This window comes from Micromonospora sp. NPDC047762 (assembly GCF_043204655.1).
Lineage (GTDB): Bacteria > Actinomycetota > Actinomycetes > Mycobacteriales > Micromonosporaceae > Micromonospora.
In genome coordinates this window covers 84,101-104,611 of record NZ_JBIDCQ010000007.1, presented here as the reverse complement: position 1 = coordinate 104,611, position 20,511 = coordinate 84,101, and the positions used below count along the sequence as shown (strand labels likewise).

Sequence of the window (20,511 nt, the reverse complement as noted above, 5' to 3'; positions counted from 1 at the left end):
ACATGGCACTTCTGGACCTCCAGGGCCTGGAGATGGCTCCGGCCGACCGTACCGGTGGCGGTAGCCGGGCGAGCCTGCTGCTCTGCGGCGACAGCTCGCTCTCCGTCACGACCTGCAACTGATCCACGCACACGTGGGGCCCTGGGTGGGTAGACGTGCCCACCCAGGGCATCCGTGTACCAACGGGAGGACCGATGCCGACGTTCGCCGCGGGGGACAGGCTGCTGCGGCAGACGGTCCTGGCGGGCGGCGGCTGGACGGCCGCACTCGCGGCGGTCGCGCTGCTCGGCGCGGCCGCCGAACTGTTGCTCCCCGCGTTCCTCGGCCGCGCCGTCGACGCCGCCCTCGACGGCGGCTCCGCCTGGTGGGCGGTGTCCGCCGGCGCCCTTGTCGTCGTCCTCATCTGCGTCGACACCCTGACGGACCTGGCCAGCGGGTTCGGTGCGGCGCGCGCCACCGCCGGGCTGCGCCGGCGTCTCCTGCGTCACCTGTTCGCCGTGGACGTCCGCGCCAGCCGCCGGTACCCGGTGGGTGACCTCGTCGGCCGACTGGTCGGCCAGGCCGCCGACGCGGGACAAGCCGGCAACGCGGTGGTCCTGGCCATCGTGGCGGTGCTTCCGCCGCTCGGCAGCGTCGTCGCGCTCGCCATCATGGAACCAGTCCTCGGAGTCACCCTGCTCGTCGGTCTCGGCCTGCTCGCCGTCCTCATGCGCGCCTTCGTGGCCGACGCCTCGACCGCGACCGCCGGGTACCAACGGGTCCTCGGCAGCATCGCCGGACGGCTGTTGGAGTCGCTGACCGGTGCCCGGACCATCGCCGCCGCCGGCACCACCCGCCGCGAGGAGGACCGGGTGCTGGCGGCCCTGCCGGAGCTGGACCGGCACGGCCGACGTACCTGGGGTTTGCTGGCCCGGGCGAGTGCGCGCACCTCGGCCGTGGCGCCGCTGCTGAACCTGAGCGTCATCGCGGTCGGCGGGTACGCCCTGACCGCAGGCTGGCTCACACCGGGTGAACTGGTCGCCGCGGTCCGGTACGCGGCCATGGGCGCCGGGCTCGGTGCGGTGCTCGCCACCCTGAGCCACCTGGTCCGCAGCCGCGCGGGAGCACATCGGGTCGCCGAGCCGCTGACACAGCCCACCACGTCGGTGGGCGATCGGCCCCTTCCACCCGGCGACGGTGCCCTGCGGCTGCGTGGGGTGTGCGTGCACGCCGACGACGGGCGACCCGTCCTGGACGGCGTCGACCTGGACGTGCCGGCCGGCGCGACAGTGGCCGTCGTCGGAGCGTCCGGTGCCGGCAAGTCGACACTGGCTGCCGTGGCGGGACGCCTGTACGACCCCGACCGCGGTGAGGTGCGCCTCGACGGGGTGCCGCTGCGGGACCTCGACGCGGCGGCGCTGCGCCGGGCCGTCGGCTACGCCTTCGACCGGCCGGTGCTGATCGGCGTGACCGTCCACGACGCGATCGGCCTGGCGCTGCCTGTCGACTCGGCGCAACCGCCGGCCGACGACAGCCCGGCCACCCCGGCGGTTCTGCGGGCGGCCCGGATGGCGGCGGTCGCCGACGTGATCGAGCGTCTGCCCGGCGGTTACCGCACGCCGCTGGTGGACACACCGCTCTCCGGGGGCGAGACCCAACGCATCGGCCTGGCCCGCGCGTTCGCCGCCGAGCGGCTGCTCATCCTGGACGATGCGATGTCCAGTCTCGACACCGCGACCGAACACCGGATCACCGAGGCGGTTCTCGGGCACGCCGGGGGGCGTACCCGACTGGTGGTCACCTACCGGACCGCAGCGGCCGCGGCGGCCGACCTCGTCGCCTGGCTGGACGGCGGGCGGCTTCGCGGTCTGGCACCGCACCGGCAACTGTGGGCCGACCCGGACTACCGTGCCGTCTTCCAGCCGGCCGGCGGTGGGTCGTGAGCCGTCCCGGCGTACGCCGGGTGACCTGGCGGGCGCTGCGGGCCCGTCGGTGGGAACTCGCCGGGCTCGGCGGCTGGTCGCTTGTCGAGTCGCTGCCCGCGCTGCTCGCCGGCTATCTGGTCGCCCGTGCCGTCGACGAGGGTTTTCTGGCCGGACGTCTCCTCACCGGCCTGGCCTGGTTGGGGGTCCTCGCCGTGGCGGTGCTGGTCGGCGCGGCGGCCACCGGCCGGACGTACCGGAGCCTCGGCGCGGTGGTCGAGCCGTTCCGCGACGAGGTGGCCGCCCAGGTGATCCGGGGTGCGCTCCGCGACGCCACCAGAGCGGGTGGTCGCCCGGACAGCGCCGCCGTGACCCGGCTGACCCACCAGATGGAGATCGTCCGCGACACCTTCGCCGGTCTGCTGATGGTGACCCGCGGCTTCCTCTTCTCCGCTGGCGCGGCCCTGCTCGGCCTCCTCGCGCTGGCGCCGGTGGTGGCGGCGCTGGCGTTCGCCCCGCTGGTCGCCGGTCTGGTCGTGTTCCTCGCCGCGCTGCCGTCGATGGTCACGCACCAGCGCGCCTACGTCCGGGCCGGTGAACAGCTCGGCCAGTCCGCGGCGACCGCCCTGGCCGCTCACCGTGATGTGCTGGCCTGCGGCGCCCAGACACGCGTGTCGGCGGAGGTGGAACGCTGGGTGTCGGCGCAGGCCGCCGCCGAACGCATGCTCGCCCGGATGGCGGCGATCCGCAGCCTCAGCCTCGGCATCGGCGGCTGGCTGCCACTGCTGGTGCTGATGGTGACCGCCCCGTGGCTGGTCGAGCGTGGTCTCACCGCCGGCGCGGTGCTGGGCGCGCTGATCTACGTCTCCACCGGGCTGCAACCCGCCCTGCACACCCTGGTGCAGGGTCTCGGCGGAGGCGGGCTGCGCTACGCGGTCACCCTGGAGAACATCCTGCGCACCTGTCCGGTCTCCGACGACCCGCGCCCGTCAGCCCCCACCGCCCGGATGCCTCGCTGCCGACCACCCGCAGCTCCTGCCGATCGTCCGGCAGCCGTCGAGGTGCGGGGGCTGACCTTCGGCTACGGCCCGCGCGCCCGGCCCGTCCTGCGGAACTTCTCGCTGACACTGGCCGACCGGGACCATCTCGCCGTGGTCGGCCCGAGCGGTGCGGGCAAGTCCACACTGGCCTCCCTGATGGCCGGGCTGGTGCCGCCGCAGGCAGGCACGGTCCACCTGGCCGGCACGAGAGTCGCCGAGATCGAGCCGGCCGTCCTCGCCCGGATGCGAGTGCTGGTGCCCCAGGAGGCGTACGTCTTCACCGGAAGCCTCGCCGACAACATTCGCTACCTCCGGCCGGACGCCGACGACGACACGCTGGAGGTCGCCCTCGACACGCTCGGCGCGCGTCCCCTGGCGACCCGCCTGGGCGGCCTGGACGCGCCGGTCGCGCCGTCCCTGCTCTCCGCCGGCGAGCGGCAGCTCATCGCGGCGGTCCGAGCCTGGCTGGCACCCGCCCCGCTGGTGGTCCTCGACGAGGCGACCTGCCACCTGGACCCGGCGCTGGAAGCGACGGTCGAGGCTGCCTTCGCCCGGCGGCCCGGCACCCTCGTCGTGATCGCGCACCGGATCAGTTCCGCGTTGCGGGCCGGACGGGTGCTGGTCCTCGACGGCGACGAGCCGCTGGCGGGGACGCACGAACAGTTGATGACCCGCTCGGCCACCTACCGGGTGCTCGTCGGCTGCTGGGACGACCCGGCGGTGCCGTCCCCGGCGGCGTCGGCGCCGGCGGGCTGAAACCCGCACGACCGCGCCGACGGCGCCGGTCAGATCCAGCCCGCCTCGCCAGCCATCCGCACGGCCTCCACCCGGGTACGCGCGCCCACCTTGCGGGCGATCCGACCGAGATGGTTGCGGACGGTGCCACGGGTGAGCCCGAGCGAGACCGCCACCTCCGCAACCGGCGCACCCGCGGCCGTCAGCCTCAACACCTCCGTCTCACGGCTGGTCAGTGGGCCGTCCGAGTGCAGCGCGGCGACCACGAGATCCGCGTCGAGCACGGGCTCCCGGCGGGCGAGCCGGCGGATCCCGTCGATGACCCGCTCGGGGGTGGCGTCACTGCGCAGGATGCCGACCGCCCTGGTCGGGCACAACATGCCTCGCAACCGTCGGGCTCGCTGCGGGTGCGCCAGCACCAGGACGGGACACCGGCCGAGACGGTCGGGATCGACTCCCTCGACGAAGTCGAGGTCGGCCACGACCACGTCGGGGCTTTGCGCGCGGACGGCCGCGGAGACCTCGTCGCCGCGATCCACCTCCGCCACGACGCGAATGTCGTCCTCGGCGGCGAGGACGAGCGACAGCGCGCCCAGAACCAGGGCGCCGTCCAGGGCGAGCAGGGTACGGATCACGATGAACCTTCCCGCACTCCGACAATGATCACGGTACGTCAACATTCAAACACGCATCCGGTGGGGTCGCACGGCGACAGGTGGGTCCGGACGTTGCCTCCGGACCCACCCCCCGACGGCTACAACCAGCCGTTACGCCGCGCGTGCGACACCGCCTCCAACCGGTTGCGAGCCCCGGTCTTGCGCAGAATCACCGACAGGTGATTGCGCACCGTCCCGTGTGCCAGATAGAGGCGGCCGGCGATCTCCTTCAGCGGCAGGCCCTCGGCCGCCATCCGCAGCACGTCCATCTCCCGAGGCGTCAACGGCATCTCCGGGGGGCTCAGCACCGCGATCGCCGCGGCGGGGTCGATCGCTCGCTCCCCGGCCGCGAGCGCGCGGATCGCGCGCACCAACTCGGCCAGCGAGCTGTCCTTCCCGACCAGGCCGCGCGCGCCGGCTGCCAGCGCCGCCTCCACCAGCGCCGGGCTCCACCGTGGGCTCATCGCCAGCACGGCGGCGTGCGGCGCCTCGACGTCGATGCGGGCGACCGCCTCCACCGGGTCGGGCAGCTCCGGTGTCAGTGCCAGCACCACCACCTGCGGTCGGCACCGCCGGACCACCGTCAACAGTTCGCCGACACCCTCGACGTCGGCGACCACCTCCATGTCCTCCTCACGTGACAGCGCGGCGCAGAGCGCCCCGCGGAGCAAACCCATGTCCTCGGCGACGACAACGTGGATCACCACGTCTTCTCCGATCTCCGGTACGCGTCACGACGGCCACCGATCCCGGAACATCCACGGGTTGATCGGGGCGGTCGTGCGCTACAGACAGGTAGGCATCGGCCCGCGGCACCGTCACCGCGGACGGGCACGGACACTGATCGACCGACCAGTGGTGAAACCAGTCGCTCAGACCAGTCACCGGGGTCGATCGACCCGCCTCAGCCGGGGCGGGTGATCGCAGACGGAGCTCGGCTCTCAACCAGCAGCGGCGCGAGATCGCAGCGTTGCCCGGCGCCGACATGCGACTGCCGGTCGAGCGGCCGGGGCAACCCCGGCCCGGGCGTCGATCCATTGTCGACGCAAGCGACATCCTGGTCGGCGGGCGCGAGCGGTTGCCCAGGGAACACACCCTGCGGGGCCACCGGTCCCGGGCGTGCGGCGACCTGCCCCGTCGGGACCGTGGCACGCGCGGCGTCGACGACGGACATCGGCGGTGGCGCGGCCGGCGTCGGTGGCGCTGCGACGCGTACGGGGGCCGGCGCCGGACCCGCCGGTGGCGTCGGCACCGTCGGTACGGGAGCCGGCTCGGTCACCGGGACGCCAGCCGGCCCGAGCACTGGGGGATCGGGCAGTGCAGGTGTCACCGACGGGACGACCACCTCGCCGAGAGCCGGCGGTAGAACGGCATCGGCGACCCGGAGGAGTGTCATGACGACGGGCCGGATCGGCACCCTGCCCACGATGTCGACGACGTGCGGCAAGGCGGCGGTGATCGGGCCCACCGCCGGCGACTCGCCTGGTCCGTGCAGCGTAGGCGGCCTGGGCGCGGCGGTGGCTGATTTCCGTGGTGGATCCGCGGCCGGCCGCGACAGTCCGACACGGTGCGCTGGACGATGAACCGTGCGACCTACGGAGGTCGGCCGGAGCTTCTCGCGCTCCGCCGCCGCGTCGGGTGCGTCGCGCCTCGAAGCACCCGTCAACCGTCGAGGCCCCGTCGAGGGTAGCTTCTCGCGGGAGGCGGCGGCGTCATCGGTAGGCCCTGGCAGTGGGACGTGGAGCCCATCGCGGCGACTGTCGTCGGCATCCGCGGCCACGTGGCGGCCCTGGTTGAGTGGCACGGCGACCGTGAGCCGCGCGACCGACTCGACCAGAGCGCCGACCGTCCGATGAGGCTCGTCAGTGGACCCGCTGCGCATCCCGTCGGCGGCGGCCGGGCCCTGGAACAGGACGGCCCCGACGAAACCGGCCCCGACGGCGGCCGCGATCAGCACCAGCGGCCGGGCGAGCCTGCGCAGCCGGCCGGTCATGAGCGGCGCGGATCGGCCCGGCGCGGACGCCGACGCGGTCTCGGTGACGGGACTTCGCACGCGGGCACGACCCCTTCCCTCTGGACTGCTGACCCATAGTAGCGATGCGCTCACGTAACCGCATCCGGTGGGAGAGCGCACTTGGCAGGATGCGGGCGCACCAGGTCTGCTGTGGAGGCCGGCTGCTCACCGCCCGGCTGGTCCCTGGTCGAATGTATCGGGACCGGAACGCCTACGCGGATGGCGGCGCGGTCGACTCCCGGATCCTTAGCGACGGGCTGATGACGACCCGGTGGGTGGGACGGTCGGGGTCGGCGAGCCGGTCGGCGACGAGACGCACGGCGGCTCGTCCGATCGAGCGTCGCGGCGGTCGGACCGCGGTCAGCGGCGGGCTGAAGAGCCCGGCGACCTCGTCGTCGTACGCCACCAGGGAAAGGTCGCCGGGAACGGACAGGTGCCGCTCCTCGCAGTGCTGCACGAGCGCGATCGCCTCGGCGTCGGCGTGCACCAGCAGCGCCGTCGTCCCGGTCGCCTGGCACTGGTCGAGGATGCCGTTGAGCACGGAGTCCCGCTCGGGTGAGCGTGCGTCGGGTACCACAGCCACCACAGTCGCGTCCGGGTCGAGGCCGCACTCGGTGGCGGCGTCGAGCCAGCCACGTCGTACGTGCTGGCTGGTGGGGCTGTTGGCGTCGAGCACCAGGCCGACCTTGCGGTGTCCGAGCGAGGTGAGGTGGCGCACCGCCATGGCCGCACCGAGCGCGTGGTCGGTGACCACCGACTCCATGACAGCGTGGTGGCTGCCTACCTTGGCGGTGCGTTCCAGCAGGACGACCGGGACGCCGACCTTGTCGAGCCACTCGATGGTGCGTTCGGCGGTTGGTGCGTCCATGCTCGGCGCGATGATCAGCGCGTCGACGCCCATCCGCCCCACCATGCGGGCCAGTTGCGGCTGGTCGTCCTCGCTGTCGTAGGAGGAGCCGCGCAGAACCACGCGCATGTCCAACTCGCGGGCGGCCCCCTCGACGCCGCGAGCCACGTCCGGCCAGTAGTAGTCCAAGGAGGGCACGAGCATGCCGAGGGCGCGCCCGACCAGCGGCTCCAGGCCCGCGGCGGGTGGCTCGTCGGCTGCCGGGACGGCGTCCGGCAGGATCAGGGCGACCCCACCGTGGACCCGGCGAACCAACCCTTCGGCGGCGAGCTCCGCAATGTCACGCCGGATGGTGACCGGCGCGGCACCAAGCACGTGGGACAGGTCAGAGATGCGCATCGAGCCGTCGCGCTGCAGGGCTGCCAACAGTTGCTGGCGGCGGGCGACCTGAAGCGGCCCTCGGGGGGACTCCGCCGTGGTGACGACGGGGCTGTCCTTGGTCATGGGGGACCTCCGAGGAGCGCTTCGTGCGACGAGAGCGTTTTGGTGCGGACGACCTCGCCGGTCGGGCCGAACGCGGTGATGTCGATCGCGAGCCGGATCGGGTGATCTCCCCATCCGTCGAAGAGCATAGGAGTCGCGCTCCGCCGGGTCGTCGCGGCGCACGGCGCTGAACCTGGCTGCTGGCCGAGGGTGGGCCGGCTGACGTCGTCCAGCGTGGCAGCCTCGGCGCGGCCGTCGCCAAGCCGTGCCTGGCCGGCGACGAGCGGGTGGATGTGGGGCGGCGTGGTCGCCTGATCCGGGTCGAGGTCCCGGGCGTTGTCGGGCGATGCGAGCACCCGTGCCGACGGTTCCCTCCGGTGACCGCGCCACGCCGCAGCCAGCGGGTCTGCGGAGCGGTCTGCGACGGTCATGACTCCTCTGGCGGTGGAGCGGCTATGAGCGATTGTGATCGTATCAGAGCACTTGGTGTGTCACGGCAGCGTTGTGCGCTCTCCTGATCAGGTGTGTTCACATCGGTTTGGGAACGGCATTGACTTGCTCCTTTGTGAGCGTTTTACTTCGGAAACCCTGCGGATGCCTGCACGTCACATTCATGGGCAACGCCCCGCTCGCCACAGTCGACGGAGACGGATCGATGCGACAGGACCACGGATGACGTTCGAGACGACCGGTCAGGTGGCACCGTCGACGGACTCGGATGTCGCTACCGCCGCGACCTGGAGCCGGGATGACTGGTTGGCCCTCGCCGACCGGATGCTCGCCGCCACCCGACCGTTCGCGTCGCCCGGACACGCCCTGGTCACCTTCCCCGGGCCGGAGGGCGGTTACGGGCGGGCCGTCGACGGGCTGGAGGGTTTCGCCCGTACCTTCCTGCTGGCTGGGTTCCGCATCGCTGGTGCCCGGGGAGTGGGCCTGGACGAGCTCGTGGCCCGGTACACGGCAGGCATCACCGCTGGCACCGACCCGAGCGCTCCAGACCGTTGGGTGCGCATGGACGAGCACCCCCAGGCGAAGGTGGAGGCCGCCTCCATCGCGCTGGTCCTGGACATGACCCGCCCGTGGATCTGGGACCGACTGCCGTCCGTGGTGCGCGAGCGGGTGGTGAACTATCTGCGCCCGGCGGTCGGCGACGACACGTACCCACGAATCAACTGGGTCTGGTTCCGGCTGGTCGTACAGACGTTTCTGCGTTCGGTGGGCGGGCCGCACTCGCTCGACGAGATGAACGAGGACCTGACCACCCATGACGGCTTCGTCCGCGGGGAAGGCTGGATGTCCGACGGGCCGGACCGCGCCTACGACCACTACGTGGGCTGGGCCCTGCACCTCTACCCGACCCTGTGGGCCCGGATGGCTGGCGCAGCGGACCTGGCCGAGCAGCGCCGCGAACGGGACCTGGCCGGCCTCGACCGCTTCCTGAGCGACGCGGTCGCGCTCGTGGGCGCCGACGGATCACCGTTGATCCAGGGGCGGAGTCTGACCTACCGCTTCGCCGCGGCGGCGCCGTTCTGGGTTGGCGCCATCGCCGGCGTGCCCTCGGTCAGCCTCGGCCGGTTGCGCGGCGCGGCCACCCGCATCGTGCGTCACTTCGTCGCTAATGGAGCCCCGGACGAACGAGGCCTGCTCACCCTCGGCTGGCACGGGCCGTGGCCGCGACTGGCGCAGTCGTACTCCGGGCCGGGCTCGCCGTACTGGGCCAGCAAGGGCCTGCTCGGTATCGCGCTACCCGCCGACCATCCGGTCTGGGCGACTCCCGAGGAGCCGTTGCCGGTGGAGGAGCGGGACGCGGTGCGGGCGATACACGCGCCAGGCTGGCTGATCTCTGGCACCCGTGCCGACGGCATCGTCCGCGTCGTCAACCACGGCACCGACCACGCCGTCGAGGGTGCCACCGTCTCAGACTCACCGCTCTACGCCCGACTGGGCTACTCCACCGCGACCACCCCGGTCCTCGACGACAGCGGCTGGGCCAGTCCGGTCGACCAGTCCGTCACTCTCGTCGACGACGCGGGCCGGGTCACCCACCGCACCGGCATGCGTCTGCTGAGCGTTCACGTCGACACCGACGGCGTGGGCGTGGCCGGGTCACGTGCCCTCGCCCACTGGGTCGACCCGGATCCGGGTCAGCGCGATCACGGCGGCGGCCGTGCGGGCCGGTCCCGACCGGCCGGGCACCTCACTGTGTATTCGCTGGTCCGCGGCCCCTGGGAACTACGTCTGACCCGCGTCGACGGCCTCGTCGACGGCGTCGAGGCGGCTGCCCTGAGGCTCCGGATCGGGGGCTGGGCCATCGCCGGGGATGCGACGGCCACCGCCGCCGGCGGTGTGGCGGTCGTGACCGGAGCCGGCCTGACCAGCCGGCTCGACAGCATTCACGGCGGCGGTACGGCCGGCGTCACCGCCGCTCCGCACGGCGGACCCCTGGCCGGCGGGCTGCTCGTGCCATGGCTCGACCACCCCGTCCGGCCGAGCGCATGGGCCGCCACCTTCACCGAGCTGTCCAGGGTGCCGGTTGCCCCGGCCCGGCAGGCGTGCCAGGCCGTGGTCGACGAGGGCGGCCGCGGCCTCCACCTGGCGGTCGACTGGCCCGACGGAATCAGCACGTCGACCCGTCTGGACACGGAGAATGCCAGGCCCACCCGGGCGTCCTGGTAGCAGTGCGGGCCCGTCCGGGCCCCTTGACCTAAGGAGAAAGGGATGAAGCGTGCGATACCTGCCGTCATCAGCGCTGCGACGGCCCTGACGCTTGTGCTCGCCGGTTGCGGCGGCGCAGACGAGTCAGTCGACCCCAATGCCCCGGTGACCATCACCCTGGCCGGCTGGACCCTGTCGTCCACGCCCGAGTTCAAGACGCTCGCCGACGGCTTCAAGGCGACCCACCCGAACGTGACGGTGGAGCTCAAGGAGTACGCCCCAGGCAACGACTACGACACCCAGATGATCACGGACCTGGCTGCCGGCACCGCCCCGGACGTCTACGTCATGAAGAACCTCAAGAACTTCTACACGTACCAGAGCGGTGGTCAGCTGCTCGACGTCTCCGACGCCACCTCCGGTCTCGGCTCGACCCCGGCGCTCGCGTCCTACCAGGTGAATGGCAAGGCGTACGCGGTGCCGTACCGGCAGGACTCGTGGGTGTTGTTCTACAACAAGGACCTGTTCGCGAAGGCGAAGGTGGCGCCGCCGGACGGCAGTTGGACCTGGGACGACTACACCGACGCGACGAAGCGACTGCACACCGGGTTGAAGGGGGCCGGTTCGAACGCGACCGGCGCGTACCAGCACACCTTCCAGTCGACAGTGCAGGGATTCGCGCTCGCCCAGACCCCCAACGCGGACCTGCTCTCCGGGGACTACGGCTACCTGAAGCCGTACTACGAGCGGTCACTGGACCTGCAGGCGGCCGGCGCGCAGCCGACCTTCGGCACCGCGAAGACCAACAAACTGACCTACCAGGCGCAGTTCGGCAAGCAGCAGTCGGCGATGCTGCTTATGGGCACCTGGTACGTGGCCACGCTGCTCAACCAGCGACAGAGCGGTGACGCCGACAAGTTCCAGTGGGGGCTCGCCCCGGCGCCGCAGTTCGACAAGTCCACCACCGGCACCTCCGCCACACCAGTGACCTTCGGCGACCCGACCGGCTTGGGGATCAACCCGAAGATCAGCAAGTCCAGGACCGCCGCGGCCAAGGCCTTCGTCCAGTACGCGGCCGGCCCGGATGCCGCTAAGGCGCTGGCCGGGATCGGCATCACCCCGGCCCAGGTCACCGACGCGGTTACCGCGACGCTGTTCGGGCTGGACGGCGTGCCGCAGGACGACCTGTCGAAGTTCGCCTACGCCAAGCACACCATCAAGCCGGAGAACCCGGTGTCGAAGCACACCGCGGGCCTGCAGAACCTCCTCAACGAGACGCACTCGGCGATCCTCTCGGACAGCAAGGGCGTCGACGCGGAGTTGAGCAAGGCGCAGGCCCGCGCCAAGAACGAGGTCCTCAACCAGTGAGCTGATGGCGGTCCCGGCGCGCCTGAACCGCACGCCGGTCCCGCCATCATGCCGAACGCTTCCGGAGACTTCCTATGGCAACATTGCCGCGCACGAGACCCAGGAGCCGGCGGCTGGTGTCGCGCGACACGGTCGCCGGCTGGTCGTTCATCCTGCCCAACTTCGCCGGTTTCGCAGTGCTCACCCTGCTACCCGTCGTCGTGCTGTTCTATGTGGCCTTCACCGACTGGAACGTCTTCGGGGTGGCCGAGTGGACCGGCACCGCCAACTTCCGGCGAATGTGGGGCGACGCAAGCTTCTGGACCGCTTTGCGCAACACCGTCTACTACACCGTCTTCCACATCCCGCTGACCCTCGCGGCGTCACTCGGGCTGGCGCTGCTGCTCAACCGCAAACTGCGCGGCGTACGGTTCTTCCGCACCGTCGCCTTCTTCCCCTACATCACCTCGATCGTGGCGATCGCGATCGTCTGGAACCAGCTGTTCAGCCCGGAGTACGGCCCGATCAACGCTCTCCTCGGTGCAGTCGGGGTGGACGATGCGCCGGGCTGGACCACGTCGTCGACCTGGTCGATGCCGGCGGTCATCATTGTCGGCACCTGGCGGTACATGGGTTACTACATGCTGCTGTTCCTGGCCGGCCTGCAGACCATCCCGGCCCAGCTCTACGAGGCGGCCGAGACCGACGGCGCCACACCGTGGCAGCGGTTCGTGCACGTGACCCTCCCCGGGTTACGACACACCACCTTCTTCGTCACAGTGCTGCTCACCATCGAAAGCTTCAAGGTCTTCGACCTCATCCTCGTGATGACCGGTGGTGGCCCGGGCCAGTCGACACTGGTGCTCTCGCAGTACATCTACCAGAAGGGCTTCGAGGAGAACCAGTTCGGCTACGCCTCGGCGGTCTCCGTCGTCCTGTTCGCCATCTGCTTCAGCATCACGGTCATCCAGTTCATGGTCAACAAGCGGAGGAACAGCTGATGACCGCGACCGACCTCTCCCTGCCCAACCCGGTCCTCGCCGCGCCCGGCAACCGCAGCGCGCCCGGCCGACCGGTCCGGTCCCGGGGCTGGCGACTCGTCGGCTACGCCGCCCTCGTGCTCGCGGCGGCCGGGCTGCTGCTGCCCTTCTACTGGATGGTGGTGGCGTCGTTGAAGACCAACAGTGACGTCTTCACCATCCCGATCACCTGGCTCCCCGATCCCGTGGTGTGGCGAAACTACCTCGACATCTGGCAGCGCTCGGACATGACGACGTGGTTGGGGAACACGCTGCTGCTGTCGGTGGTTGTCAGCCTCCTACAGGTGGTGACCGGCAGCTTCGCCGCCTACGGGTTCGCCCGGGTCCGCTTTCCCGGCCGCAACGCGCTCTTCCTGGCGTACGTCGGGACGATCGCGGTGCCCTGGCAGTCGTACATGATTCCGCAGTTCATCCTCATGTCGAAGCTGCAGCTGTCGAACACCCTGTGGTCGATCGTCGCGCTGCAGGCGTTCGGCGCGTTCGGCGTGTTCCTGATGAAGCAGTTCTACGAGACGATTCCCGAGGAGCTCAGCGAAGCAGCTCGGGTTGACGGGCTCAGCGAGTTCGGCATCTACCGACGGATCATGCTGCCGTTGTCCCGGCCGGCGCTGGCCAGCCTGGCCCTGCTGACGTTCGTGACCACCTGGAACGACTACCTCGGCCCGCTTGTCTACCTGCGCAGCCCGGAGCTGCGCACCATCCAGTTGGGGCTGAACACCTTCGTTTCCCAGTACAACGCCGAGTACGCGCTGATCATGACGGGCTCGGTGCTGTCCGTGCTGCCCGTCGCTGCCATCTTCCTGCTCGGCCAGCGCTACTTCATCGAGGGCATCGCCTCGACCGGACTGAAGGGTTGAGGTCCATGCGTTCGCGCCACAACACCATCATTGCCGTCTTCGACGGCTTCTACGTCGCGCTCGTCACCAACCTGCTGCTGGTGCTCGGGTGCCTGCCACTGGTGACGCTCGCGTTCACCACCGAGGCCGAGCGCTCCTGGCCGCTCTACGCGCTGACCACCCCGCTCTGCGCGCCGGGGCTCTGTGCGGTCTTTGCGGTCATGTCCGCCTACTCGGCTGGCGACACCGGCGGCGTGCTGCGCACCTACTACCGCGCCTGGCGAACCACCGCCCGGCCCGCGATGCTCTGGACGGCGGCAGCCATGGCTGCCCTGGTGGTGCTCGCCGTCGACGCCCGCGCCGCGTGGGGCCACCGGGTCGGGGCACTCGCCCTGCCGGTGCTGGCGACCCTGATCGTCCTCACCGTCGCGACAACTCTGCTCGGCTTGGTGACCCTCTCCGAGCGACCCACCGCGCGGTTGCGTGAGGTGGCCCGCGCCTGCGTGTACCTGGCGGTGCGCCGGTGGTACCTCACCGCCGTGTCTCTGCTCGTCCTCATGCTGCTCGCCCAGATCCTGACGGCCCGCCCCGCGATCGCGCTCGGCCTCGCCGCGGCGCCACTGCTGTACGTCGTCTGGGCCAACAGCCGCTTCACCGTGCGCGCCGTCCTCGACCCACTGACCACCGCACCCCAGAGCACCTGAACACCCGGTTCCGGCCACCGAGCCGGGACCCCGACGACACACCTGCCCTGCACCGGACCGGACCCACGAGGGAGAACAGCATCCATGACGGCGACCGACGTCCGTCCCCACTCCGACGCAGAATCCACGGCGGCCGCGGTGACAGCCGCGATACTGACCGTCGATGCGAACATCGCGACCTTCGGCGACCGGTATCCCGCGGACACCACCGACGCCAACCGCTACCCGCTCCGGCCACCGAGCGGAGGCCAGCCCGAGGGCGCCAACGTCGGCTGGACCACCAGCTTCTGGCCCGGCATGCTCTGGCTGGCACATGATCTGACCGGCGACGAGCGCCACCTGCGCGCAGCGCTCTCCCACGTGGACAGCTTCGCGGCCCGGATGACCCACAGCATCGACCTGGACACCCACGACCTCGGGTTCCTCTACACCCTCGCCTGCGTCACCCCGGCCCGCCGTACTGGTGACCCGCAGGCCCGAGACGCGGCCCTCGCCGCCGCCGACCACCTGATGACGCGCGTCCTCGAACCCGCCGGAATCATCCAGGCCTGGGGTGACCTGAACGACCCCCGCCAACGCGGGCGCACGATCATCGACAGCCTCATGAACACGCCGCTGCTCTTCTGGGCCAGCCGGACCACCGGCGACGACCGCTACGCCGCAGCGGCCCGCCGGCACACCGCTCAGCTGCGCCAGCACATCCTGCGTCCGGACGGCACTACCTTCCACACCTTCTACTGGGACCCGGCCAGCGGCGCGCCGCTGCGCGGCGAAACCGAACAGGGCCACGCCGACCACTCCTGCTGGGCGCGCGGGCAGGCATGGGGCATCTACGGGTTCAGCCTCAACCACCGGCACATCGGCGACCCAGCGCTGCTCGCCGCCGCGAGGACCTGCGCCGACCGCTTCCTCGCCGACCTGCCCGACGACCACGTCGCGTACTGGGATCTGGAGTTCGGCGACGGCAGCGGCCAGGAGCGGGACAGCTCGGCCGCGGCCATCGCCGCCTGCGGCCTGGTCGAACTGGCAGACGGCCTTGGCGACGACACGGCCAGCGCCGACCGGTACCGGAAAGCCGCCGCCGAGATCCTGCGCTCGCTCATCGCCCACTACTCCACCGGTGGTCATCCGGCCTCGAACGCGCTGATCCTGCACGGCGTCTACGACAAACCCAAGAGCGTCGGCGTCGACGAGGGAACCCTGTGGGGCGACTACTTCTACCTGGAAGCCCTCGCCCGCGCCACCATTCCGGGCTGGACCAGCCCCTGGTGACCACCACGCACCGACCCGCTCCGCCCCGCATCCCGAAAGGTGACCATGGACTACCGCTACCACTGCTCCATTCCGGCCGTCGACGGCCGGAACACGCTGCCCTTCAATCCCTGCCGACTGCTGGACTTCACCCTGCTGCGGCTGTCGGCCGGCGAGTCCTGGACCGGCGAGTCGGGTGACCGGGAGATCCTGGCCGTCGTCCTCGGTGGCACGGCCAGCTTCACCGTCGCCGGCCGCCACTTCCCGCACGTCGGTCAGCGTCCGGACGTCTTCTCCGGCAGGCCGCACTCGGTCTACATCCCGGCCGATTCCTCGGTGACCGTCGAGGCGGTTACCACCGTGGAGATAGCCCTGCCCAGCGCACCCAGCGAACTGGCCACCGACCCCTACGTCATCGCACCGGAGCAGGTCGTGAGCGGCCGCTGGGGAGCTGCCAACTTTGGCCGTACCTACCACCAGATCCTCACCGAGATCTCCCAGCCGGACCTGCCCGCCCGCCGGCTCATCGTCGGCGAGACCTACACGCCCTCGGGGAACTGGAGCACCTACCCGCCGCACCGGCACAAGGTCGACGACCTGCCCGCCGAGGCCGCACACGAGGAGATGTACTACTACCGCGTCAACCCGGCGAACGGCTTCGGCATCAGCCGGGTCTACACCGACGACGGGTACGAGGAGAACGTCACCATCCGTGACCATGTGATGCAGATGATGCCCGAGGGGTACCACACCGTGGTCAGCGCACCCGGCTACACCACCTATTTCCTGTGGTTCCTGGCCGGCACGCAACGCACCCAGGGCGCTCGCGAGGACGCCGACCTCGCCTGGGTGGGCCAGACCGTACCGACCCTGCGGGGCCTGGGCCTGTAGTGACATCAGTGGGACCCATCGCAACGTCGCCGTCGACCGGGGAGTGGCCGGACGCTCGGACCTGATCGGGAGGACTACCGCGGTCCCGTGCAGGTCGAACCGTGGAGGGCCGCTGCGGGTCGGGCACTTGACGAAATCGTCGAAGATGGATGATCAGGGCAGTTGCGTCGAGGACCACAGGATCGCGTTCCTGAAGGTCAGCGGGAGGGCGCCATGACCGCACAGATTTCGGCCGTGGTGGCGATAGTTGCCGCATTGATCTCGTGTGTTCAGTTGTTGGTCGGCCGGTCCGTCTCACGCGGCGGCATTCTGTCCGCCGTGATGATGAATCACTGGTCGGCCGAGAATGTGGCGCTGCGGGACGTTGTCTATGGACTGGGGAACAAGGAGTACGCACAGTGGTCGGAGGAGGAGCGTGCGGCGGCGACTGCCGTGGGCATCCAGATCTCCCAAGTCGGCTTCCTGCTCCGCAATTCCTACGCTGACCGCAGGGCGTTCCTCGACTTCTGGTCGAGCTGGTGCGTGCGGCTCTTCGTCATCCTGTCGCCGATGATCGCCGACCTGCGCACGCGCCAGAACGCTCCAGATCAGTGGATCTACTTCGAATGGCTGGCCCGGAAAGCCTATCGGCACACGTTGCGTAGGCCCTGGTGGCAGCGGTATGCCTGGGCGTCACTGAAACGACAGACGCGCCAACTTCCCGATCCCGATGTCCTGAGGTCGGCCGGGCACCCCCGTACAAGGGCCACCGATGACGACTTCGCGACTCGACCCGAGGCGGGCGAGAAGGGCTGAGCCCGGTACTGCTTCACATTCAGGGCGGTCCGCGCCTCCCGGACCGCCCTGACCTCAGACGAGTGGCGCCGTCGGGTGAGAACGCGGTCGGCTCTCCCGTGGGCAGTGATGGACGCCAGCTTCCGAGTGACCCGCCCGGACTACGTCGTTTCAGGTGCTTGACCTGTCAATTTTCCGCCGGTAGTTTAAATTCCGCATCTACCGGCGTCTATGAAACCAGGTGAACCGTGCTGTTGAAATCCATCGCCATCGCCGCGTCCGTCGCAGGCGTGCTGGCCACCGCCCCCGCCGCCTCGGCGGCAGCACCCGGAGTGTCGATACAAAACTGGGGCTCCGGGAACTGCCCGCAGGGCATGCTCTGCATCTGGCCCAACTGGAATCACCCGCCGCAGGGTCCCGTGGAGACGCCGTCTCTGACGACCAACAGCGAGTGGACCGGCAGCATCCAGGGGTTCAACTTCTACAACGGCACAGGCCGCGACGCCGTGATATCCGGGTTCACTTTCGGCTCGTCGATTCCCTTCAAGAACTGCGCTCCTGCCGGCGGGACCGGGGGAAACCTGTATATACCGGTCAACGTGACGAAGGTGACGTGGCAGCTGACCCCCTGCTGATCCTCCACTAGTGGCGCGCAGGTGGGTTGAAGCGAGGCCGTTCGATGTTCGGTGCCGCCAGGGGAAGTGTCTCGGCGCGGCTCCACCGCGGAGGCCGGCTTCGTTCCTTGTGCGGCCGGCGACCCGGCGGAGGGCCAGGTAGGCGACCCCCGCGGCCAGCACCCAGGGCGCGGCGACGAGGACCGGGTCGAGCGGATGGTGGACGCGGTCGACCCGCTTGCCGCTCAGCCGGGACGAGAGCCCGTGGTGCGTGAACTCGCTCAGGACACCGGTTTCGGTGATCGGACTGTCAGGGTGGCGGTTCAGGAACGACGCCAAGGTGCCCTCGACCGCGTCCACCCGGTCGGCAGCGAGCAGGAGCAGCCAGTGGGCGGCCCGTCCCTCGCTGTACCTGCGGTAGGAGTACCGACGGATCACCCCGGACAGGCCTCTGGGCGGGCACGAGGTACCGAACACCGGGGTGAGGAACTGTGCTCGATCTACCGCTCCCTCGGCCACTTCCTCGGCGCCGACGAGCTGGTGGGGCGAGGACGATGACGTTCAGTGGCTCAGGCGGCGGATGACCAGCAGAGCGATGTCGTCGTTGGGACGCTCCTCCGCGGTGGTGATCATGATGTGGTCGCACAACGCCTCGGCTGGCCCCGACTGCACGGCGCCGGCGAGACGCTCGATGCCGGTGTCGATCACCTCGCTGCGGCGTTCGACCAGTCCGTCGGTGTAGAGGACGAGCGCCGCACCCGGCGGTAGGTCCAGAACGGTCGTGCGGCGATCGACTGATGGTCGACCCACACCGAGTGGGCGGTCCACCGTCAGGTTGACAGGCCGGGTGGGGTGGCCGGGGACGGCCAGCAGCGGTGGCAGATGGCCTGCGGAGGAGAGGTGCACAGTCGTGCGGTCGGGTGCGATCAGGGCGTAGACGGCGGTGGTGAGGCTGCCCGCCTCGAAGTGGTGGATCTTGCGGTCGAGGGAGGTCAGCGCCGTGGCGGGATCGTCGGAGTCGAGAGCGTAGGCGCGTAGCGCGCTGCGGATGCGTCCCATGACGACGGCGGACGGCAGCCCGTGGCCGGAGACATCACCGATGACGGCACCCAGCCAGCCCGAGGGCAACGTGAACACGTCGTACCAGTCGCCGCCGATGCCGAGGTCGTGGCCGGGCACGTACCGGGCGGCCAGGTCCAGGCCGGGGATGTCGGGCAGCCGGCCGGGTAGCAGGCTGCGTTGCAGGGCCAGCGCCGCCTGCCGGTCGAGAACCTGTGCTCGGGCCTGCCCCGCCAGGCCGGCGCGATCGGCAACGAGCTGCAACAGCCGCACGTCGTCGGGACCGAACCGCCGCAGGGCCAGAGAGCCGACGTGCAGTACGCCGACGAGGTTGCCGTTGACGAGCATGGGCACGCCCAGCAGGGCACGTATGCCCGTGGCGAGCAGGATCGGATTCACCACGTCGTCGGGTGTCACGTTGTCGATCGTGACCGGGGCGCGTGTCGCTGCCACTCGGCCGGCGAAGCCGCGCCCGACCCGGACGCGGAAACCGCGGCGCACCTCCTCCTCCAGGCCCTTGGCCGCGGTCGCGACGAGCTCGCCGGTGTGGTCGTCAAGCAGCAGAATGGTGGCGGTGTCGACCTTGAGCAGGTCGCGGACCCGCTCAAGGAGCTCGTCGAGCAACTCGGCGATGTTGAGCCCCGACAGGGCGGCGTCGGTGATCGCCTCGATACGTCTCAGTCGCTCCTCGTTCGTCACCAGGTCGGCGTCGGCCACCCAAGCAGCCTAGACGCTGACGCGGCGGCGAACGCACGTCAGGAGCGAGATCAACAGTGTCGTGGCTCCGACGTGGGGTCCTGCCCGCCGGGTGACCGCCCCGGTCCGACACGGGAGGAATGGGCCTGTGGGCGTCGGTCCTATCTGGAGTGTGAGCGGGTGTACCGTCGCCGCATGACGGTGCTGCAGGAGTTTGTCGCCGCTCTCTCCAGCGGCCGGATCCAGGTTGTCGACCTCACCGCTCCGCTCTCGGACCAGACCCCGATCCTGGGTCTGCCCGAGCAGTTCGGCCAGACCTGGCCGTTTCAACTCAGCGAGATCAGCCGGTACGACGACAGGGGTCCGGCCTGGTACTGGAACAACTTCTCCACCGGTGAGCACACCGGCACCCACTTCGACGCCCCGGTGCACTGGGTCACCGGTCAACACGGCGCGGACGTGTCGCAGGTTCCGGTGAGCCAGTTGATCGCCCCGGCTGTGGTGATCGACCACGCCGCCGAGGCCGCCGAGAATCCCGACTTCCTGCTCGAGGTCGAGCACGTCAAGGCATGGGAGGCGGAACATGGCGCCCTGCCCAGCGGTGGCTGGCTGCTCTACCGCACCGGCTGGGACGCGTACGGCGACGACCCGGAGCGGTACGCCAACGCCGGGCGTACCCCGGGCATCTCCGTGGAGTGCGCCCGCTGGCTGGCCGAGGAGTCGCCGATCCAGGGCGTCGGGGTGGAGACGGTCGGGACCGACGCGGGCGCCGCGCACTCGTTCGACCCGCCCTTCCCGTGCCACTCGTTCCTGCTGGGTCAGGACAAGTACGGCCTGACCCAGCTCCGTAACCTGGCGCAGTTGCCGGCGACCGGCGCGGTGGTGATCGCCGGGCCGCTGCCCATCGTCTCCGGGTCGGGCAGCCCGTGCCGGGTCCTCGCGCTGGTCGAACGGTAGGCCGGACCACC

18 protein-coding genes are annotated in these 20,511 nt (G+C 70.6%); 13 read left to right on the top strand and 5 right to left on the bottom strand.

Annotated elements, in window-relative coordinates:
- The first annotated feature begins 2 nt into the window (after window positions 1-2).
- From ACGF3C_RS21910 to ACGF3C_RS21900, 3 genes are all read left to right on the top strand, one after another.
- Window positions 3-122, top strand: coding sequence for a SapB/AmfS family lanthipeptide (locus ACGF3C_RS21910; protein ID WP_013734295.1), 120 nt, complete (start codon window positions 3-5; stop codon window positions 120-122).
- A gap of 72 nt (window positions 123-194) precedes the next feature.
- Window positions 195-1,922, top strand: a complete 1,728-nt coding sequence (locus ACGF3C_RS21905) for an ABC transporter ATP-binding protein (RefSeq protein WP_393224666.1) — start codon at window positions 195-197, stop codon at window positions 1,920-1,922.
- Window positions 1,919-3,697: an ABC transporter ATP-binding protein gene (locus ACGF3C_RS21900; protein ID WP_357228225.1), complete on the top strand. Its 1,779-nt coding sequence runs from the start codon at window positions 1,919-1,921 to the stop codon at window positions 3,695-3,697. Before ACGF3C_RS21905 ends, ACGF3C_RS21900 begins: the two co-directional genes overlap by 4 nt.
- Before the next feature lie 29 nt (window positions 3,698-3,726).
- On the opposite strand, the gene ACGF3C_RS21895 is transcribed toward ACGF3C_RS21900, so the two are convergent.
- The 4 genes from ACGF3C_RS21895 to ACGF3C_RS21880 form a co-directional block, all read right to left on the bottom strand.
- On the bottom strand, window positions 3,727-4,311 hold the full coding sequence (locus tag ACGF3C_RS21895; RefSeq protein WP_357228223.1) for a response regulator transcription factor: 585 nt from the start codon (window positions 4,309-4,311) through the stop codon (window positions 3,727-3,729).
- A gap of 119 nt (window positions 4,312-4,430) precedes the next feature.
- Window positions 4,431-5,036 carry a response regulator transcription factor gene (locus tag ACGF3C_RS21890; RefSeq protein ID WP_393224662.1) on the bottom strand — a complete coding sequence of 202 codons (606 nt, stop codon included), beginning with the start codon at window positions 5,034-5,036 and terminating at the stop codon, window positions 4,431-4,433.
- A gap of 1,521 nt (window positions 5,037-6,557) precedes the next feature.
- Window positions 6,558-7,697 (bottom strand): substrate-binding domain-containing protein, encoded by a 1,140-nt coding sequence (locus tag ACGF3C_RS21885; RefSeq protein WP_357228217.1) that lies wholly within the window; start codon window positions 7,695-7,697, stop codon window positions 6,558-6,560.
- Entirely contained in the window at window positions 7,694-8,107 is a 414-nt protein-coding gene (locus ACGF3C_RS21880; RefSeq protein ID WP_393224659.1) for a hypothetical protein, read from the bottom strand. The genes ACGF3C_RS21885 and ACGF3C_RS21880 overlap by 4 nt, the downstream gene beginning before the upstream one ends.
- A 241-nt stretch (window positions 8,108-8,348) precedes the next feature.
- On the opposite strand from ACGF3C_RS21880, the gene ACGF3C_RS21875 reads away from it, so the two are divergent.
- From ACGF3C_RS21875 to ACGF3C_RS21835, 9 genes are all read left to right on the top strand, one after another.
- The gene (locus ACGF3C_RS21875) at window positions 8,349-10,352 is read left to right on the top strand and encodes a DUF2264 domain-containing protein (protein ID WP_357228211.1); all 2,004 of its coding nucleotides are present in this window, start codon (window positions 8,349-8,351) and stop codon (window positions 10,350-10,352) included.
- A gap of 42 nt (window positions 10,353-10,394) precedes the next feature.
- Window positions 10,395-11,699, top strand: coding sequence for an extracellular solute-binding protein (locus ACGF3C_RS21870; protein ID WP_357228208.1), 1,305 nt, complete (start codon window positions 10,395-10,397; stop codon window positions 11,697-11,699).
- Window positions 11,700-11,815: 116 nt separating this feature from the next.
- Window positions 11,816-12,679, top strand: coding sequence for a sugar ABC transporter permease (locus ACGF3C_RS21865; RefSeq protein ID WP_357228205.1), 864 nt, complete (start codon window positions 11,816-11,818; stop codon window positions 12,677-12,679).
- Entirely contained in the window at window positions 12,679-13,575 is an 897-nt protein-coding gene (locus ACGF3C_RS21860) for a carbohydrate ABC transporter permease (RefSeq protein ID WP_393224654.1), read from the top strand. The genes ACGF3C_RS21865 and ACGF3C_RS21860 overlap by 1 nt, the downstream gene beginning before the upstream one ends.
- Before the next feature lie 5 nt (window positions 13,576-13,580).
- Window positions 13,581-14,258 (top strand): hypothetical protein, encoded by a 678-nt coding sequence (locus ACGF3C_RS21855; protein WP_357228302.1) that lies wholly within the window; start codon window positions 13,581-13,583, stop codon window positions 14,256-14,258.
- A gap of 84 nt (window positions 14,259-14,342) precedes the next feature.
- Window positions 14,343-15,530, top strand: coding sequence for a glycoside hydrolase family 88 protein (locus ACGF3C_RS21850; RefSeq protein ID WP_393224651.1), 1,188 nt, complete (start codon window positions 14,343-14,345; stop codon window positions 15,528-15,530).
- A 45-nt stretch (window positions 15,531-15,575) separates the two neighbouring features.
- Window positions 15,576-16,400, top strand: coding sequence for a 5-deoxy-glucuronate isomerase (gene iolB, locus ACGF3C_RS21845; RefSeq protein ID WP_357235336.1), 825 nt, complete (start codon window positions 15,576-15,578; stop codon window positions 16,398-16,400).
- Between the two features lie 213 nt (window positions 16,401-16,613).
- Window positions 16,614-17,195 (top strand): hypothetical protein, encoded by a 582-nt coding sequence (locus ACGF3C_RS21840; RefSeq protein ID WP_393224647.1) that lies wholly within the window; start codon window positions 16,614-16,616, stop codon window positions 17,193-17,195.
- A gap of 227 nt (window positions 17,196-17,422) precedes the next feature.
- Entirely contained in the window at window positions 17,423-17,809 is a 387-nt protein-coding gene (locus ACGF3C_RS21835) for a hypothetical protein (protein ID WP_357229203.1), read from the top strand.
- A gap of 540 nt (window positions 17,810-18,349) precedes the next feature.
- Here ACGF3C_RS21835 and ACGF3C_RS21830 read toward each other — a convergent pair.
- Window positions 18,350-19,564, bottom strand: a complete 1,215-nt coding sequence (locus ACGF3C_RS21830; RefSeq protein WP_357229200.1) for a GAF domain-containing SpoIIE family protein phosphatase — start codon at window positions 19,562-19,564, stop codon at window positions 18,350-18,352.
- 174 nt (window positions 19,565-19,738) lie between these two features.
- Between ACGF3C_RS21830 and ACGF3C_RS21825 the strand changes: the two genes are divergently transcribed.
- Window positions 19,739-20,500, top strand: a complete 762-nt coding sequence (locus ACGF3C_RS21825) for a cyclase family protein (RefSeq protein WP_393224643.1) — start codon at window positions 19,739-19,741, stop codon at window positions 20,498-20,500.
- The last annotated feature ends 11 nt before the right edge of the window (window positions 20,501-20,511 follow it).

What these genes read in the sequence shown, in the direction of transcription:
- ACGF3C_RS21825 (WP_393224643.1), top strand. Translation starts at nt 19,739, where the DNA reads ATGACGGTGCTGCAGGAGTTTGTCGCCGCTCTCTCCAGCGGCCGGATC.
- ACGF3C_RS21910 (WP_013734295.1), top strand. Translation starts at nt 3, where the DNA reads ATGGCACTTCTGGACCTCCAGGGCCTGGAGATGGCTCCGGCCGACCGT.
- ACGF3C_RS21870 (WP_357228208.1), top strand. Translation starts at nt 10,395, where the DNA reads ATGAAGCGTGCGATACCTGCCGTCATCAGCGCTGCGACGGCCCTGACG.
- ACGF3C_RS21905 (WP_393224666.1), top strand. Translation starts at nt 195, where the DNA reads ATGCCGACGTTCGCCGCGGGGGACAGGCTGCTGCGGCAGACGGTCCTG.
- ACGF3C_RS21885 (WP_357228217.1), bottom strand. Translation starts at nt 7,697, where the DNA reads ATGACCAAGGACAGCCCCGTCGTCACCACGGCGGAGTCCCCCCGAGGG.
- ACGF3C_RS21875 (WP_357228211.1), top strand. Translation starts at nt 8,349, where the DNA reads ATGACGTTCGAGACGACCGGTCAGGTGGCACCGTCGACGGACTCGGAT.
- iolB (WP_357235336.1), top strand. Translation starts at nt 15,576, where the DNA reads ATGGACTACCGCTACCACTGCTCCATTCCGGCCGTCGACGGCCGGAAC.
- ACGF3C_RS21850 (WP_393224651.1), top strand. Translation starts at nt 14,343, where the DNA reads ATGACGGCGACCGACGTCCGTCCCCACTCCGACGCAGAATCCACGGCG.
- ACGF3C_RS21840 (WP_393224647.1), top strand. Translation starts at nt 16,614, where the DNA reads ATGACCGCACAGATTTCGGCCGTGGTGGCGATAGTTGCCGCATTGATC.
- ACGF3C_RS21860 (WP_393224654.1), top strand. Translation starts at nt 12,679, where the DNA reads ATGACCGCGACCGACCTCTCCCTGCCCAACCCGGTCCTCGCCGCGCCC.
- ACGF3C_RS21855 (WP_357228302.1), top strand. Translation starts at nt 13,581, where the DNA reads ATGCGTTCGCGCCACAACACCATCATTGCCGTCTTCGACGGCTTCTAC.
- ACGF3C_RS21880 (WP_393224659.1), bottom strand. Translation starts at nt 8,107, where the DNA reads ATGACCGTCGCAGACCGCTCCGCAGACCCGCTGGCTGCGGCGTGGCGC.